Source organism: Ornithinimicrobium cavernae (assembly GCF_003121625.1).
Lineage (GTDB): Bacteria > Actinomycetota > Actinomycetes > Actinomycetales > Dermatophilaceae > Ornithinicoccus > Ornithinicoccus cavernae.
The window spans coordinates 46,882-61,794 of the sequence record NZ_QDDJ01000014.1; the positions used below are offsets into that span (position 1 = coordinate 46,882).

Here is a 14,913-nt window from a genome sequence, read left to right on the forward strand (position 1 = left end):
CGTGCCCGGGGCGGGCTACTCGTCGCCGCGGAGCTGGAACCGGGACAGGCGCCGGCCCGCGACGTAGCAGCCTGCGACGATCACCACGAGGCTGGCGAGCCACGCATACGTGACAGGCAGGTTGCCGGCGACCAGGTTGAGCGAGTCGTCGAGTCCCTCGGCGATGCGCCGGCCGAAGGCGGACACGCTCACGAAGCGCAGCCCGGACAACCACGACGCGAGCAGCCCCTCGAAGACCAGGACGTAGATCAGCCCGGAGATCATGCCGTGGCGGTTGATCGCCGACAGCATGACGAACGCGGCGCAGTAGGCGGTGCCGGCCACTGCCGCGCCGACCGCCACCGCGAGCGCCTGCCCCAGCTGGGACGGGTCGAGGATCAGGCCGGCGACGAACAGCGACCCGGCCCCGAGGACCACGGTGACCGCCACGGCGACGACCAGCTTGCTCAGCGCCACGACATAGCGGGACACCGGCTTGGACAGCAGGTAGACGATCGACCCGTCGTCGATCTCGGGCCCCAGGACGCCGGTGGTGACGAGCAGGGAGACCAGCGGCAGCACCAGGCCCAGCCCGAACACCACGATGACCGGCTCGAACGAGGTCGCGGCGGCATCGCCCGAGGTGAGCACCTGCACGAGCAGGCACAGCCCCATGAGCAGCAGCGGGAGGGCGACCAGCACCCACCACCGCTTCTGACCGAACAGCGACTGGAACGCCAGCCGGGAGATCGTGCCGTTCACGCGGACACCAGGTAGGCGAAGACCGACTCCAGCGACTCGTCCGTGGGCGTGACCTCACGCAGGCTGATCCGGTGGTCCCGGGCCAGTCGCGGCAGCGCGACGGCGAACTCCCCGAAGTCGGTCACCTGCACCTGCACCCCTCCCCGGGGTTCGAGCTGGACACCGGCGACGCTCTCCGCAGCCATCAGCACCGTCGCCAGCCGCCGGTCGTCGCTGCTGCGGACCAGGTAGACGTTGGGACGGTCGGTCATCAGCCGTCGGATCGCCCCGAAGTCGCCGGAGGCGGCGTGCCGGCCGGAGACGATGACCTCGATGTGCCGTGCGATCTGCTCGACCTCCTCGAGGATGTGCGAGCTGAACAGCACCGTCCGGCCCTCCGCGCCCATCCGGGTGAGGAGCTCCATCAGGTGCATCCGCTGCCGCGGGTCGACGCCGTTGAACGGCTCGTCGAGCAGGAGCACCGCGGGGTCGTGCACGAGGGCGGCCGCCAGCTTGATCCGCTGGCGCATCCCCTTGGAGTAGGTGCTGATCAGCCGTCCGGCGGGCTCCACCAGGTCGACGATGCCCAGGGCCCGCTCGGTCGCCTCCCCCGGCGAGGACAGCTTGTGCAGCTCGGCGTTGGCCCGGACGAACTGTCGGCCGCTCAGGTAACCGAAGCTGGCCTCGCGTTCGGGCACCAGGCCGATCGCGCGGTAGACCGACACGTTGCCCCACACGGGGGTGCCGTCCAGGAGCACCGTGCCGGCCGAGGGCGCGAGGAACCCGGACATCATCGCGATGAGGGTGGTCTTGCCGGCCCCGTTGGGCCCCAGCAGCCCGGTCACGCCCGGCCCGATCTGCATGGACACGTCGTTGACCGCCACGACGTTGCCGTACCAGCGCGACGTGTTCGCCAGCTCGAGGACGCTCATCGGCCCGCCTGCTTCCGGTAGTAGCGGACGAGGAGCCAGAGCCCGCCGGCGACGAGGGCGAGCGAGACCGCGAGGTAGAGCAGCCCCCAGCCGGTCGTGTCCGGCGGCACCTGGAAGGAGCTCTGCCCGCCGAGCAGCTCGACCTGCACGCCGTCGACCAGGGAGAACGGGGAGAACAGGCCCGCCAGCAGCCCCGCCGTCTCGTTGCCCGCCTCCGCGGTGATCGCCTGCACGGCCGTGACCACCCCGGTGCTGACCAGCAGCGCGATGATCGTGACGCCCACCGCCAGGCCACGCCGACGCGTGTGCGAGGCGACCAGCCCCGACAGGGTCGCCAGCACCGCGGACAGCAGCACGATCCCGACCACGGCGGCAAAGAAGTCTCTCGACTGCTCGGCGATGTCCGCCTCGGCGGTGAGGGCACCGACATACAGCACGATGACCGGCAGCGCGATGAAGAGCAGGATGGCCACGAAGAGCGAGGCCCAACGGACCAGGGCGTAGGCCGTGGAGCTGAGTGGACGCGCGAGGTACAGCGAGATGGCCCCGGACCTCAGGTCGCGGGAGAAGAGCACCGGCGCCTGCGCCGCCACGAAGATGACGATGATGAGCATCAGCGTCACCGGGTAGGTGCCGTAGTTCAGGAGGGGCTCGGTCAGCCTGAGGGTGACCATCACGGCCACCATGATCGCCGCGGGGACGACCATCAGCGCGAGCAGTGTCATCGGCAGACCCTTGGCGCGACCGGAGCGGCCGATGCCGTAGGCGTTGAGCAGGCCCGTCACGAACAGCGAGCGTGCCGCAGCATCGGTGTCGAGCCGCGGCCCGGTGTAGGGCCGGTAACCGATGTCGTGGATGACACCTCCCGGCCGCGGTGCCTCAGTGGGCAGCGCCATGACCCGCCTCCTCCCGGAACACGTCCTCGATGCGTCGGTGGTCGGCAGCCAGCCGGACCAGCCCGACACCCACGTCGACCGCCGTGTCCCGGACCAGGTCGTGCAGGTCGGTCCGGCCGGGGGCGTTGATCTCGATGAGCGGGCCGCGCGGGCGGCACGGGATGCCCTGCGCCGCGAGGCGCTCCCCCATCGCGGTCTGGGCGTCGCCCTCGCCCAGCACCTCGATGAGCAGCAGCCCGGTGTCGGACGTGAACTCGGTGGTGGCCGAGGAGCGCAGCAGGTGGCCGCCGTCCAGGACGACGACGTGGTCGCTGACGCGCTCCAGCTCCCCGAGCAGGTGGGAGGTGACCAGCACGGAGATGCCGAAGTCACGGCCGATCTTGCTCACCAGCGCGAGCATGTCATCGCGGGCAGCGGGGTCCAGGCCGTTGGTCGGCTCGTCCAGGAAGACGAGCTGCGGGTCGTGGGCCAGGGCCTGCGCGAGCTTGGCACGCTGCTTCATGCCGGTGGAGTAGCCGCCCATCAGCCGGTAGCGCTCCTCCGCGAGGCCGACGTGACGGAGCACGTCGGCGGCCCGCTCGCGCGCGGCGGTCGGCGGCAGCCCGGACATCCGCGCCATGTGCACCACGAAGTCGATCGCGCGCACGTCGGGAGGCAGGCAGTCGTGCTCCGGCATGTAGCCCACGACCGAACGGATGCGCTGCCCTTCGGCCCGGATGTCGTGCCCCAGGACCTGAGCGGTGCCCTGGGTCGCGGCGATGAGCCCGAGAAGGATCTTGATCAGGGTGGACTTGCCCGCGCCGTTGGCGCCGACCAGCCCCGTGACTCCCTCACCGATCGACAGGTCGAGCCCCTCGAGCGCAGTCACCTGCCCGTAGCGCTTGGTCAGGCCCTGTGTGTCGATGATCCCCACAGGGACCAACCTAGCGTGTGGGCGCGACCTTCCGGACCAGATTTTGTCCGCGTGCGCCGTCTGCCCTCAGCGCTCAGAACCCCTGCCAGGACAGTTTGCCGAGATAGGTCTCCCGGTAGTAGTTCTTCAGGTGCAGCCGGTCGGCGGCCGCCTCGTCGAGCAGCACCGTCACGTGGGCGTGCATCTGGAGGGCCGACGCGGGCCACCGGGCGCTCACCGGTCCCTCGACGAGCTGGTGGACCGCCTCCGCCTTCGCCGGCCCCAGAGCGACGAGCACGAGGTGCCGGGCGTCCAGGATGGTGCCGATCCCCTGCGTCACGCAGTGCCGCGGCACGGCGTCGATGTCACCACCGAAGAACCGTGCGTTGTCGCGGCGGGTCTGCGGGGTCAGGGTCTTGACGCGCGTGCGCGAGACGAGGGACGACCCCGGCTCGTTGAAGGCGATGTGGCCGTCACTGCCCACCCCCAGGAGCTGCACGTCGACACCGCCGGCCGCGGCGATGGCCTGCTCGTAGGTGGCGCAGGCTCCCGGCAGGTCGGTGGCCCCGCAGTCCGGGCTCAGCACGTGCGCCGGGTCGATGTCGACGAGGTCGACGAACTCGCGGTCGATCACAGCGCGGTAGCTCTCGGGGTGGCCAGGCGGCAGACCGACGTACTCGTCGAGCAGGAAGGCCCGGCACCTGGCCAGGCTCAGCTCGCCGCGCCCCACCCGGTCGGCCAGCTCGCGGTAGATCGCCAGGGGGGTCGACCCCGTCGCCAGCCCCAGCACCGCGGCCGGGTCACGCCGGACGTGCTCGGCGATCGCGTCGGCACCGGCCCGACCGACCTGTGCCTCGTCCTCGAGGATCACCACCTCCATCAGGGCATCCCCTCGATGAACCAGCGGGCCCGCGACCCGGGGTGGTGGCGGTCGACCGCACGGGTCCCGGCTTCCGCGGTGCGCGGCGCACCGGGTCCGGCCTGGCTGGGGACGACCGGTTGCGCCCCGGGGCGCAGCAGGTCGTCGTGGGAGATGGTCATGCGTGGCTCCTCGGGTGTCGTCAGGGGGCGCGGTATGCCGTCCCGGGGGTCAAGTCTGACCTCTCGCCCTGCGGCGCGGGTCGGCACCCCTCGGTTGCCGCACGGGACACGCGTCGGCACCCCGACCCGGCCCCCTGAGACGGGACGGGCGCGCGGCCGGCGCGCCCGCGGCATACCCCTGCCTGTCCGGGGTGCCCGGCCGTGGGGTCGGTGGCATGGGGTAGACAGTGCGGATGGCCCGCTCCGTCCAGGCGCTCCCCAAGGCGCACCTGCACCTGCACTTCACGGGGTCCCTGCGGATCACCACGCTGCGCGCACTCGCCGACAAGCACGGGCTCCGGCTCCCCGCCGCCCTGGTGCAGGACTGGCCGCCGCGGCTGCGCGCGACGGACGAGCGGGGGTGGTTCCGGTTCCAGCGGCTGTATGACGCGGCCCGGGCCTGCGTGCAGGACGAGTCGGACATGCGACGGATCGTGCGCGAGGCCGCCGAGGACGATGCGGCCGAGGGGTCGCGCTGGTTGGAGATCCAGGTCGATCCCACCTCCTACGCGCCGTTCGTCGGCGGCCTCACCCCGGCGCTCGAGATCGTCCTCGACGAGGCCCGGGCCGCGAGCCGGGAGACGGCCACCGAGGTCGCCGTCATCGTGGCGGCCAGCCGCACGCGGCACCCGATGGATGCCCGGACCCTGGCGCGCCTCGCGGCGCAGTACGCCGGGGACGGGCCCGGCACCGTGGTCGGCTTCGGGCTGTCCAACGACGAGCGGCGCGGCGACACCGCGGAGTTCGAGCCCGCGTTCCGGATCGCCGGCCGGGCCGGCCTGGCCCGGGTGCCGCACGCCGGGGAGCTGCTCGGGCCCTCGCACGTCCGGGACGCGCTCGACCACCTGTCGCCGGACCGGCTCGGGCACGGTGTCCGCGCCACGGAGGACCCTGCCCTGCTGGAGTCCCTGGTGCGACGCGGGGTGACCCTCGAGGTGTGCCCGTCCAGCAACGTCGCGCTCGGCGTCTACGAGGAGCTGTCGCACGTCCCGCTGCGCCGGCTCGTCGACTCCGGTGTCGGCATCGCGCTGGGCGCCGACGACCCGCTGCTGTTCGGGTCGCGGCTGCTGGCGCAGTACGAGTCGGCGCGCACCGACCACGGCCTGACCGACGAGGAGCTCGCCGAGCTGGCGCGCGGCTCCGTGCGCGGCAGCCGCGCGCCTGAGGCGACCCGGGCCGCCCTGCTGGCCGACATCGACGCCTGGCTCGCCGCCCCCTCTGCGGACCGGTCGCCGAGCCGGGCAGGCGACGCGCTCAGAGGGTGAGGCCCACGAGCACCGGCTCGTTGACCAGGGTCACGCCGAAGGCCTCCTGCACACCGTCGCGCACCTCGCGGGCCAGGGCCACCACGTCAGCCGCGCGCGCCCGGCCCCGGTTGGTCAGCGCGAGCGTGTGCTTGGTCGACAGGGCGGCCGGGCCGGGCAGCCCGTGCCCCTTGCGGAAGCCGGCCCGGTCGATCAGCCACGCCGCCGAGGTCTTCACCGTGCCCTCCGCCGACGGGAACCGCGGCGGGACGGGACCGTCGGGGCCCAGGCGCTCGGCGGCCCGGGTGACCAGGGCGGCATACTCCTGGGCCGGGAGGATGGGGTTGGTGAAGAACGAGCCGCAGGACCACGTGTCGTGGTCGGTCGCGTCGAGCACCATCCCCCGGTTGCGCCGCTGCTGCAGCACCGCCTCGCGGGCCTCGGCGAGCGGCACCCGCGAGCCCAGCGCCACCCCCAGCCCCTCGGCCAGCGCGGCGTAGCCCACCGGCTGGGAGAGCTCGGTCGGCCGCAGCGAGAAGGTCACCGACAGCACGATGTGCCGGGGCGTCACGGCGCCGGCCGGCGCGTCCGGGCCGACGATCGTGTCCTTGAGCACGGAGTGCCGGTAGCTGAACCCCAGGTCCGCGGCGAACATCGTGCGCACCCGCTGCTCCACGCGGTCCCACACGCGCACCTGGGCGATCGTCTGCGCGACCTCCTGGCCATACGCGCCGACGTTCTGCACGGGCGTCGCGCCCGCACTGCCCGGGATGCCGGAGAGCGCCTCGATCCCCGACCAGCCCTCGGCGACGGCCCGGGCGACGACGTCGTCCCACACCTCGCCCGCCGCGACCTGCGCTGTCACCCCGCCGCAGGCCGAGGCGTCGGGCACCGCGATGCCGGTGGTGCGGACGAGCACGACGGTGCCGGGGAAGCCGTCATCGGACACCAGCAGGTTGGAGCCACCCGCCACGACGAGCAGCGGATCGCCCGCGGCGTCGGCGTCCCGGACCGCCTCGATCAGCTCGGCCTCGGTGGTGGCGGTGACCGTGCGTCGCGCCGGTCCCCCGACCCGCATCGTGGTCAGCCCTGCCAGGGCGTTGTATGCCGTGGGGCCGGCAGGTGCGCCGGCGGCAGGTGAGGCGTCGGTCGCGACCTCAGGGGCAGCGCCCGGGTCGGTCGGGGTCATGCCCGGACGACGGCCTGGCAGCGGCCCAGGACCTTCTCACCGGCGCAGGTGGCGGCCACCTCGATGGTCTGGGTGCCGGCCTCCTCGTCGGTCTTGCGCACCACACCCTCGACGAGCACCTCGACGGTCTCGCCCTCGGGCACGACGACCATGCCGGTGAACTTCGTGGTGCAGGACAGGACCCGGCCCGGGTCCCCGCCGACGTAGGCGGTGACGACGTCGAGCGCGGCACCCATCGTCCACATCCCGTGGGCGATGACGTCGGGCAGCCCGACGGACCGGGCGAACTCGGCGTCCTGGTGGATCGGGTTCTGGTCGCCGGAGGCGTTCGCGTAGTCCACCAGGCGGGCCCGGTCGACCGTGACCGTCCTCGTCAGCGCGGCGGTGTCGGTGGTCAGCTCGCTCATCAGCCCTCTCCCCTCACCACGATGGTGGACCGCACCGTCGTCACCGGCTGCCCCTCGGCATCGCTGAGCTCCACGCGGGTCGAGACCATGCCGTGGCCACCCGCCTCACGGACGCGGTCGACGTGCAGGACGCCGGTCAGGGCGTCACCTGCCGTGATCGGCCGGTGGTGGGTGAAGCCCTCCTCACCGTGCACCACCCGCGAGAAGTCAATGCCGGCGCCGGGGTCCTGGATCAGCTGGGCCTCGCACTGCTGCGCCAGCCGCACCGCGAAGGTGGGGGGCGCGACCACGTCGGCGTGACCGAGGGCCTGCGCGGCGGCCGCGTCGCGGTGCGCCGGGCTCGTGGAGCCGATCGCTTCGGCGAAGGCGGAGATCTCCGCGGCGGTGACCGGGAACGGGCCGGCCGGCGGGTACTCCCGGCCGGCGTAGTCGGGATTCACAGGCATGCCGGTCAGCCTATCCGCCCGGGACACGCCGAAGGCCGTCACCCAGCAGGGTGACGGCCTTCGAGGTGCTGACCGGGGTCAGCGGTCCGGCTGGTGCCGGAGTGCGTCAGCGGGTCTCGCGGTGCGCGGTGTGCTTGCCGCAGCGCGAGCAGAACTTGGCCAGCTCGACCCGGTCGGGGTTGTTGCGGCGGTTCTTCTTGGTGATGTAGTTGCGCTCCTTGCACTCCGTGCACGCCAGAGTGATCTTCGGGCGGACGTCGGCGCTCTTGCTAGCCACGGGGCAACCTGCTCTCGAAACGATGGTGTGGTGGTGCGTGCGGGAGTCCGTCGCACACGCGGCGGCAGACAGCAGCACTCAAGGATACGCGACGATCGGCTGTGCACCGAATCGCGACCAGTAGCGGGAGCGGGGCTCGATCCCGCGACCTCACGATTATGAGTCGTGCGCTCTAACCAGCTGAGCTATCCCGCCTTGGGCGGTGCCTCCCGGCTGACCGAGTGGCTTCCCTGAGCCCCCAAACGGAATCGAACCGTTGACCTTCTCCTTACCATGGAGACGCTCTACCGACTGAGCTATAGGGGCCTGCGTCAGCGCATCGGGTCCTGCCCGGGCGCGGAACGCTCCGCAGACTTTACACGGCCCACCCGGTGTCCACGAAATCGGGCGCCGGGCGGGCTGCGGTCAGGTCACCGAGCCGGTGAGATGGACCCTCGAGCCGGCCCGGTCGGTGACGCACAGGCCCAGGCCGCCGCCCTCGCGGGCGAAGGAGAAGCCGACCGTGGACGGCAGCAGGACCGGCTTGCGGAACTCCACGGCGGCCTCGTAGACCGCCGGGAGACGACCCTCCAGCGCCGCCAGGGTGCGGGCGTGGACCCACATCCCGTGGGCGATGGTGCGCGGGAAGCCGAACGCCCTGGCGGTGAGCGGGGTCAGGTGGATCGGGTTCACGTCCCCCGACACCGCGGCATACTCCCGACCGAGCCCGCCCCCGAGCCGCCACAGCGCGGACGGTTCCCCCCCATTTCTTGGGGAGGTTCGGACCGCCTCCGGCGCATTCTTGGGGAGGTCCGGACCGGTGGCGTCCTGCGCCGGGCTGTCACTGGGACGCTTGCCGCGGGCGAGGTAGGTGCTGCGTCCGGTCCAGACCACCTCATCGCCCACGCGGGCCTCGCCGAGCAGGTCCACCTGGGTCCCGGAACCGTGCGCCCGCAGGTCGGCGGCGCTGCTGGACAGCGTCACCGCCTCCCCGACGCCGACCGGCCGGTGCAGCCGCATCCGGTTGGAGACGTGCACCAGACCGGGCAGCGCGAGCGGGAAGTCCGCAGAGGCCATCAGGTGCACCTGCAGCGGGAAGGTCAGCACGTGCAGCCATGTGGCCGGCACGGTGTCGCGCAGCGTGAAGCCGCACACCCGTGAGTAGGCAGCGAAGCGGTCGGCGTCCTGCACCAGGTCCGTGACCATCACCCGGCGGTCCGGCAGCGAGCCGTCCGGACCACCACGACGGGTGGGGACCAGGGCCCGGGCGATCTCCCTGCCGATGCTGGGCAGCTCCTCGAGCAGCTCGACCTCGATGTCCTGCGCGCTGGCGGGCACGGTCACGCCCCGATCTGGGACTGACCGCACACGCGGATCACCTGACCGGTGACGGCCCCGCTGCCGGGCGCGGCCAGGTAGGCGATGGTCTCGGCCACATCGACCGGCTTGCCGCCCTGGCTCAGGCTGTTGAAGCGACGGCCGAACTCGCGCGTCGCGAACGGGATCCGGTCGGTCATCTCGGTCTCGATGAACCCGGGTGCCACGGCGTTGACGGTGATGCCGCGATCAGCGACCAGGGGCGCCTCGGCCCGCACCAGGCCGATCACACCCGCCTTGCTGGCCGCGTAGTTGCTCTGGCCGCGGTTGCCGGCGACACCGGAGGTGGAGGCGACGCCGACGATGCGGCCCCCCTCGGCCAGACCACCGGCCACCGTGGCGTCCAGCAGCACCTCGTTGATCCGGATCTCGGCCGCGAGGTTGACCTCCAGCACGCTGCCCCAGCGGTCCTCGTCCGTGTTGACCAGGAGCTTGTCACGGGTGATGCCGGCGTTGTGGACGATCGCATGGAGCCGCGCATCCCTGCCGTGCCGGGCAGCCACGTGGGCCGCGATCCGGTGCCCGGCGTCGGGGGCGGTGATGTCCAGCTGCAGGGCGGTGCCGCCGAGCCGGTTGGCGACCCTGGTGAGCGCCTCACCCGCGGCCGGGATGTCGACGACGACCAGCTGCGCCCCGTCGCGGGCGAGCACCTCGGCGATGCCGGCGCCGATGCCACGGGCGGCACCGGTCACGACGACGATCCTGCCGGCGAACGGCGCTGCGGGGTCGCTCGGCACCTCACCGGGCGCACCGCCCAGCACGCGCCACGGCTGCCCCGACACGTAGGCCGACCGGCCCTCGAGAAGGAACGACAGGGTGGAGGTCAGCGCAGCGCCGGTCGTCGCGGTCGAGACGAGGACGAGGTTGGCCGTGCCGCCCGTGCGCAGCTCCTTGCCGACACTGCGCGTGATGCCCTCCAGTGCCTGCTGGACCGCGGCGGCCTCGGGGGCCTCGACCAGCTCCGGCGCCGTCCCCACGAGGACCACCCGGGCGCTGGGGCCCAGGGCGCGCAGCGCCGGGCGGAGGACTGCGCGGACACCCTCGAGCTCACCGACGGTGGCCAGGGCCGTGGCGTCCACCACGACCGCACCGATCTTTGCCTCGTATGCGGGGGGCACGGCTCGGCCGTCCGCACCGGTCGTGCGGGTGGCCGGCTCGTCACGGACGGCGTCGGCGGTCGTGACACCGAGGGCCGCGAGGGCCTCGGAGGTCGCCCCGCTGCTCGCGCCGGAACCGTCCAGCACCGCGAGGACGACGTCACCCGCGGGCAGCTCGCGCCCCCGGCGCAGCTCGGTCGCCTGGGGCACCCCCAGCTGCTTGCCGACAGCCTTGGCCACCGGGTTGCCGGTCAGCACATCGAGCACCTTGGTCATCACACCGCCTCCAGGATCGCGACGACACCCTGGCCGCCGGCAGCACAGATGGAGATCAGGCCGCGCGAGCCGGGTCCCTTCTCGGACAGGAGCTTGGCCAGGGAGGCGACGATCCGCCCACCGGTTGCGGCGAAGGGGTGACCCACCGCCAGGGAGGACCCGTTGACGTTGAGGCGACTGCGGTCGATCGAGCCCAGTGCGGCGTCGAGCCCGAGCCGCTCGGTGCAGAACTCCTGGCTCTCCCAGGCTGCGAGGGTGGACAGCACGGTCGAGGCGAAGGCCTCGTGGATCTCGTAGAGGTCGAAGTCCTGCAGGCTCAGCCCCTGCCGGGCGAGCAGGCGGGGCACGGCATAGGCCGGTGCCATGAGCAGGCCTTCGCTGCCGTCCACGTAGTCCACCGCCGCGACCTCGGCGTCGACGAAGCGCGCCAGCACCGGAAGGTTGCGCTCCGCGGCCCACTCCTCGGAGGCGACCAGCACGAGGGCGGCGCCGTCGGACAGCGGCGTGGAGTTGCCGGCAGTCATCGTGGCCCCCTCGCCCCTGCCGAAGACCGGCGAGAGCGCGGCCAGCTTCTCCACGGACGTGTCGGGGCGCAGCCCCTGGTCCCGGCTGAGCCGTCGGAACGGGGTCACCAGGTCGTCGAAGAAGCCCTCGTCCCAGGCGCGGGCGAGGTTGTGGTGGCTCGCGGCCGCCAGCTCGTCCTGGGCCTCGCGCGTGATCCCCCACTCCCTGGCCGTGCGAGCCTGGTGCTCGCCCATCGACAGGCCGGTCCGCGGCTCGGAGTTGCGCGGCGTCTCCGGAGCCAGGTCGCCCGGACGGATCGACGCCAGGGCCCGGGCACGCTGCAGGGCCGTCCTGGCGTGGTTGGCCCGCAGCAGCGCCCGGCGCAGCCCCTCACCGACCGCGATGGGCGCGTCGCTCGCGCTGTCCACACCTCCTGCGATCGCACTGTCGATCTGGCCCAGCTGGATCTTGTTGGCCACCTGGATGACGGTCTCCAGGCCGGTCCCGCAGGCCTGCTGCAGGTCGTAGGCGGGCGTGGTCGCATCGAGCGCGGAGCCGAGGACGGTCTCTCGGGTCAGGTTGAAGTCCCGGCTGTGCTTGAGCACGGCACCGGCGGCCACCTCGCCGACCCGCTGACCGGCCAGGCCGAACCGGGCGACCAGGCCGTCGAGCGCGGCGGTCAGCATGTCCTGGTTGGACGCGGCCGCGTAGGCGCCTCCGGCCTTGCCGAACGGGATGCGGTTGCCGCCGACGATCACGGCGTTGCGGGCTTGAGCCATCAGGAACTCCTGTGGGAACGGGGCGGACACGAGATCACTATCCGATACCGACAGTAGCAGGTACGCCCGGTACTAGGTACTGTGGTGGCATGACTACCCAAGCCGACGGCCGGGACACCCGCTGGGTCGAGCACCGCGCGGCCCGGCGCCGGGAGCTCGTCGAGGCTGCTCTCCGGGCGATCCGACGGCACGGCCCGACCGTGGGGATGGACGACATCTCGGCCGAGGCAGGCACCAGCAAGACCGTGGTCTACCGGCACTTCGGAGGGCGGACCGGGCTGTATGCGGCCGTGGTCGAGTCCGTCGACCAGCGCATCCTGGACAGCCTGGGGGCCGCAACGGCGGGCCGCGACCCGGCCACCGAGGACCCGCTGGCCCTCGTCGCCCCGATGGTCGATGCCTATCTGGTGCTCGTTGAGAAGGACCCGGAGATCTACCGGTTCGTCGTCACCCGGCCCCTGGTCGACGGCCCCGTCGAGCACGATCCCGTCGTCGGCCTGGCCGACCGGATCGGCGAGCAGGTGACGCGCGCACTCGAGGCCCACCTGCGCAGGCAGGGCCGCGACACCGCGTGTGCACCGACGTGGGGCCACGGCCTGGTCGGCTTCGTCCGCGCGGCCGCGGACCAGTGGCTGAGCACCGAGATGGCCCGGCCGCGCAGCGCCGTCGTCGCCGACGTGACCACACTCTTCGCGCCCGCTCTCTCGGGAGCCGGCCCCGCGGCATACCCCAGTCACAGCACTCCAGCACACCCCTCGGGCAGCACTGCCCGGACCGACCGCTCCACCGACCGTGAGGACCCAGACGCATGAGCACCCAGACCGACGCCGCCACCGCCCCGAGGACCGAGCCGATCGACAGCAACCAGGTCGACGTCGGCGAGGAGCGCCTCACGCCGCTGGGAGCGGCGCTCCGCGCGGCGGCCGACGGCACGTACGGCGAGGTGCGCGCCGGGATGCGCACGCTCCTGGTCCGCGACGCCCTCACCCGGGACCCGGGCATGTCGATCAGCGAGGCCCGCGAGTGGACCCGCACCGCGATCCGCGCGATCGCCGACAGCGGCCGCGGCGGCGCGGGGTTCCCGACCTCCGTCGGGGGAGACGGGCTGCTGGCCAGCTCGGTCGTCAACTTCGAGAGCCTGGCCCTCGCCGACCTGTCCCTCACCGTCAAGGTCGGCGTGCACTTCGGCCTCTTCGGCGGCGCGATCGCCAGCCTCGGCACCGAGGAGCAGCTGCAGGAGTTCGTCCCCAGGGTCATCAGTCTCGACCTGCCGGGCGCCTACGCGATGACCGAGGTGGGGCACGGCAGCAACGTCCAGGCGCTGGAGACGACCATCACCTACGACCGGGACACCGACGAGCTGGTCGTGCACTCCCCCACCGAGTCCGCGACCAAGACCTACATCGGCAACGCGGCCGAGGACGCCCGGATGGCCGTGGTCTACGGCCAGCTCGAGGTGGCCGGTCAGAACCACGGCATCCACGCGGTGCTGGTGCCCGTGCGGGACGAGGCCGGCGCCGCGCTGCCCGGGGTCACGATCGGCGACAACGGCGCCAAGGGCGGGCTGGACGGCGTCGACAACGGGACCCTCCGGTTCGACGGGGTGCGGGTGGCTCGCACGATGCTGCTCAGCCGCTACGGCGGTGTCAACGACTCCGGCAGCTACCACTCGAGCATCGACAACCAGAACCGCCGCTTCTTCACCATGCTCGGCACCCTCGTGCGCGGTCGGATCTGCGTGTCCGGCGCCGGGGGGCAGGCGGCCCGCAAGGCCCTGTCGATCGCCACCCGCTACGCGCTGCAGCGCCGGCAGTTCGACGCCCCGGGCCGCGACGGCGAGGTGCTGCTCCTGGACTACCTGGCTCACCAGCGCAAGCTGCTCCCGGCCATCGCCACGGCCTACGCCCTTGCCTTCGCGCAGAACGAGCTGACCGACACGCTCCAGGAGGTGCAGTCCAGGCCGGTCGGCGAGCGCGACCAGAAGGCCCAGCGCGAGCTGGAGACCCGCGCCGCCGGGATGAAGGCGGTCAGCACCCGCTTCGCGAACGACGTGATCCAGGTGTGCCGCGAGGCGTGCGGCGGGGCGGGCTACATGGCCGAGAACGGCCTCACCGAGCTGCGCCGGGATGCTGACGTGTTCGCCACCTTCGAGGGTGACAACACGGTGCTGCTCCAGCTCGTCGCGAAGGGTCTGCTCACCAACTACAAGGAGATGTGGGGCGACCTGGACATGCTCGGCATGGTCCAGGCCGCCGCGCGCACCTTCACCGGCACGGTCATCGAGCGGACCGCGGCCCGACCCGCGATCGAGCGGATCCTGGCCACGGCCCAGCGCAGGTCCGACGCCGAGACCGTGCTTGAGCGGAGCTGGCACGTGACGATGTTCGAGGAGCGCGAGCAGCACGTCCTGGACAGCCTCGCGCAGCGCATGCGGACCGCGGGCAGGGACGAGTCCAGGGCCTTCGAGGCGTTCAACGCCACCCAGGACCACCTGCTCCTGGCGGCCCGCGCCCACATCGACCGGGTGGTCCTGGAGTCGTTCATCGCCGGCATCGACGCCTGCGAGGACGAGGAGACCGCGGCGGTGCTGAACAGGCTGTGCGACCTCTATGCGCTGGAGAACCTGGCCGGCGACCGCGGCTGGTTCCAGGAGCACGGCCGGATGTCAGCGGCCCGCGCCAAGGCGATCGTCCCCGCGATCAACCAGCTCTGCCAGGAGCTGCGGCCCCTCGCCCTCCCGCTCGTGGAAGGCATGGGCGTCCCCGAGCAGCTCCTGGGCTCGGCCATGCTCGAGGGCTGAGGCGTCGAGCCGATGGCC

The 14,913-nt window shown here is 72.5% G+C and carries 16 protein-coding genes and 2 tRNA genes; 3 read left to right on the forward strand and 15 right to left on the reverse strand.

The genetic code is table 11. The annotated features are described in order from the left end of the window. Nucleotides 1-15 precede the first annotated feature (15 nt). The 6 genes from DA085_RS15865 to DA085_RS21040 form a co-directional block, all read right to left on the reverse strand. Nucleotides 16-741, reverse strand: coding sequence for an ABC transporter permease (locus DA085_RS15865; protein WP_109473961.1), 726 nt, complete (start codon nucleotides 739-741; stop codon nucleotides 16-18). Beyond that, a complete protein-coding gene (locus DA085_RS15870) occupies nucleotides 738-1,652 on the reverse strand; it encodes an ABC transporter ATP-binding protein (RefSeq protein WP_109473962.1) in 915 nt (304 codons plus the stop codon). Before DA085_RS15870 ends, DA085_RS15865 begins: the two co-directional genes overlap by 4 nt. Then, entirely contained in the window at nucleotides 1,649-2,548 is a 900-nt protein-coding gene (locus tag DA085_RS15875; RefSeq protein WP_109473963.1) for an ABC transporter permease, read from the reverse strand. Before DA085_RS15875 ends, DA085_RS15870 begins: the two co-directional genes overlap by 4 nt. After that, nucleotides 2,532-3,461 (reverse strand): ABC transporter ATP-binding protein, encoded by a 930-nt coding sequence (locus DA085_RS15880; RefSeq protein WP_109473964.1) that lies wholly within the window; start codon nucleotides 3,459-3,461, stop codon nucleotides 2,532-2,534. Before DA085_RS15880 ends, DA085_RS15875 begins: the two co-directional genes overlap by 17 nt. A gap of 73 nt (nucleotides 3,462-3,534) precedes the next feature. Then, nucleotides 3,535-4,320, reverse strand: a complete 786-nt coding sequence (nagB, locus tag DA085_RS15885) for a glucosamine-6-phosphate deaminase (RefSeq protein WP_109473965.1) — start codon at nucleotides 4,318-4,320, stop codon at nucleotides 3,535-3,537. Further along, nucleotides 4,320-4,481 (reverse strand): hypothetical protein, encoded by a 162-nt coding sequence (locus DA085_RS21040; RefSeq protein ID WP_154402228.1) that lies wholly within the window; start codon nucleotides 4,479-4,481, stop codon nucleotides 4,320-4,322. Before DA085_RS21040 ends, nagB begins: the two co-directional genes overlap by 1 nt. A gap of 233 nt (nucleotides 4,482-4,714) precedes the next feature. On the opposite strand from DA085_RS21040, the gene DA085_RS15890 reads away from it, so the two are divergent. Beyond that, nucleotides 4,715-5,785, forward strand: a complete 1,071-nt coding sequence (locus DA085_RS15890; RefSeq protein WP_109473966.1) for an adenosine deaminase — start codon at nucleotides 4,715-4,717, stop codon at nucleotides 5,783-5,785. Here DA085_RS15890 and DA085_RS15895 read toward each other — a convergent pair. The 9 genes from DA085_RS15895 to DA085_RS15935 form a co-directional block, all read right to left on the reverse strand. Further along, on the reverse strand, nucleotides 5,775-6,842 hold the full coding sequence (locus tag DA085_RS15895) for a UDP-N-acetylmuramate dehydrogenase (protein ID WP_237565568.1): 1,068 nt from the start codon (nucleotides 6,840-6,842) through the stop codon (nucleotides 5,775-5,777). The genes DA085_RS15890 and DA085_RS15895 overlap by 11 nt on opposite strands. A 107-nt stretch (nucleotides 6,843-6,949) precedes the next feature. Further along, nucleotides 6,950-7,360 carry a MaoC/PaaZ C-terminal domain-containing protein gene (locus DA085_RS15900; protein ID WP_109473968.1) on the reverse strand — a complete coding sequence of 137 codons (411 nt, stop codon included), beginning with the start codon at nucleotides 7,358-7,360 and terminating at the stop codon, nucleotides 6,950-6,952. Next, nucleotides 7,360-7,806 (reverse strand): FAS1-like dehydratase domain-containing protein, encoded by a 447-nt coding sequence (locus tag DA085_RS15905; protein WP_109473969.1) that lies wholly within the window; start codon nucleotides 7,804-7,806, stop codon nucleotides 7,360-7,362. Before DA085_RS15905 ends, DA085_RS15900 begins: the two co-directional genes overlap by 1 nt. Before the next feature lie 106 nt (nucleotides 7,807-7,912). Further along, complete coding sequence (gene rpmG, locus DA085_RS15910; protein ID WP_109473970.1) at nucleotides 7,913-8,083, reverse strand: 50S ribosomal protein L33; 171 nt, start codon at nucleotides 8,081-8,083, stop codon at nucleotides 7,913-7,915. A 121-nt stretch (nucleotides 8,084-8,204) separates the two neighbouring features. Continuing rightward, nucleotides 8,205-8,278, reverse strand: a tRNA-Met gene (locus tag DA085_RS15915). Between the two features lie 38 nt (nucleotides 8,279-8,316). After that, nucleotides 8,317-8,389: transfer RNA gene (locus DA085_RS15920), tRNA-Thr, on the reverse strand. Between the two features lie 99 nt (nucleotides 8,390-8,488). Then, entirely contained in the window at nucleotides 8,489-9,406 is a 918-nt protein-coding gene (locus DA085_RS15925; RefSeq protein ID WP_109473971.1) for a MaoC family dehydratase, read from the reverse strand. Then, nucleotides 9,403-10,812, reverse strand: coding sequence for a 3-oxoacyl-ACP reductase (locus tag DA085_RS15930; protein WP_109473972.1), 1,410 nt, complete (start codon nucleotides 10,810-10,812; stop codon nucleotides 9,403-9,405). Before DA085_RS15930 ends, DA085_RS15925 begins: the two co-directional genes overlap by 4 nt. Then, a complete protein-coding gene (locus tag DA085_RS15935) occupies nucleotides 10,812-12,095 on the reverse strand; it encodes an acetyl-CoA C-acetyltransferase (RefSeq protein ID WP_109473973.1) in 1,284 nt (427 codons plus the stop codon). Before DA085_RS15935 ends, DA085_RS15930 begins: the two co-directional genes overlap by 1 nt. An 89-nt stretch (nucleotides 12,096-12,184) precedes the next feature. On the opposite strand from DA085_RS15935, the gene DA085_RS15940 reads away from it, so the two are divergent. Together DA085_RS15940 and DA085_RS15945 are read left to right on the forward strand one after the other, a co-directional pair. Then, nucleotides 12,185-12,907 (forward strand): TetR/AcrR family transcriptional regulator, encoded by a 723-nt coding sequence (locus tag DA085_RS15940; protein WP_109473974.1) that lies wholly within the window; start codon nucleotides 12,185-12,187, stop codon nucleotides 12,905-12,907. Then, nucleotides 12,904-14,895, forward strand: coding sequence for an acyl-CoA dehydrogenase family protein (locus DA085_RS15945; protein ID WP_109473975.1), 1,992 nt, complete (start codon nucleotides 12,904-12,906; stop codon nucleotides 14,893-14,895). Before DA085_RS15940 ends, DA085_RS15945 begins: the two co-directional genes overlap by 4 nt. Nucleotides 14,896-14,913: the final 18 nt, after the last annotated feature.

Coding starts and splice junctions, on each gene's coding strand:
- DA085_RS15870 (WP_109473962.1), bottom strand. CDS start 1,652: ATGAGCGTCCTCGAGCTGGCGAACACGTCGCGCTGGTACGGCAACGTC.
- DA085_RS15945 (WP_109473975.1), top strand. CDS start 12,904: ATGAGCACCCAGACCGACGCCGCCACCGCCCCGAGGACCGAGCCGATC.
- DA085_RS15895 (WP_237565568.1), bottom strand. CDS start 6,842: ATGCGGGTCGGGGGACCGGCGCGACGCACGGTCACCGCCACCACCGAG.
- DA085_RS15940 (WP_109473974.1), top strand. CDS start 12,185: ATGACTACCCAAGCCGACGGCCGGGACACCCGCTGGGTCGAGCACCGC.
- DA085_RS15875 (WP_109473963.1), bottom strand. CDS start 2,548: ATGGCGCTGCCCACTGAGGCACCGCGGCCGGGAGGTGTCATCCACGAC.
- DA085_RS15935 (WP_109473973.1), bottom strand. CDS start 12,095: ATGGCTCAAGCCCGCAACGCCGTGATCGTCGGCGGCAACCGCATCCCG.
- DA085_RS15905 (WP_109473969.1), bottom strand. CDS start 7,806: ATGCCTGTGAATCCCGACTACGCCGGCCGGGAGTACCCGCCGGCCGGC.
- DA085_RS15930 (WP_109473972.1), bottom strand. CDS start 10,812: ATGACCAAGGTGCTCGATGTGCTGACCGGCAACCCGGTGGCCAAGGCT.
- DA085_RS15900 (WP_109473968.1), bottom strand. CDS start 7,360: ATGAGCGAGCTGACCACCGACACCGCCGCGCTGACGAGGACGGTCACG.
- nagB (WP_109473965.1), bottom strand. CDS start 4,320: ATGGAGGTGGTGATCCTCGAGGACGAGGCACAGGTCGGTCGGGCCGGT.
- DA085_RS21040 (WP_154402228.1), bottom strand. CDS start 4,481: ATGACCATCTCCCACGACGACCTGCTGCGCCCCGGGGCGCAACCGGTC.
- DA085_RS15890 (WP_109473966.1), top strand. CDS start 4,715: ATGGCCCGCTCCGTCCAGGCGCTCCCCAAGGCGCACCTGCACCTGCAC.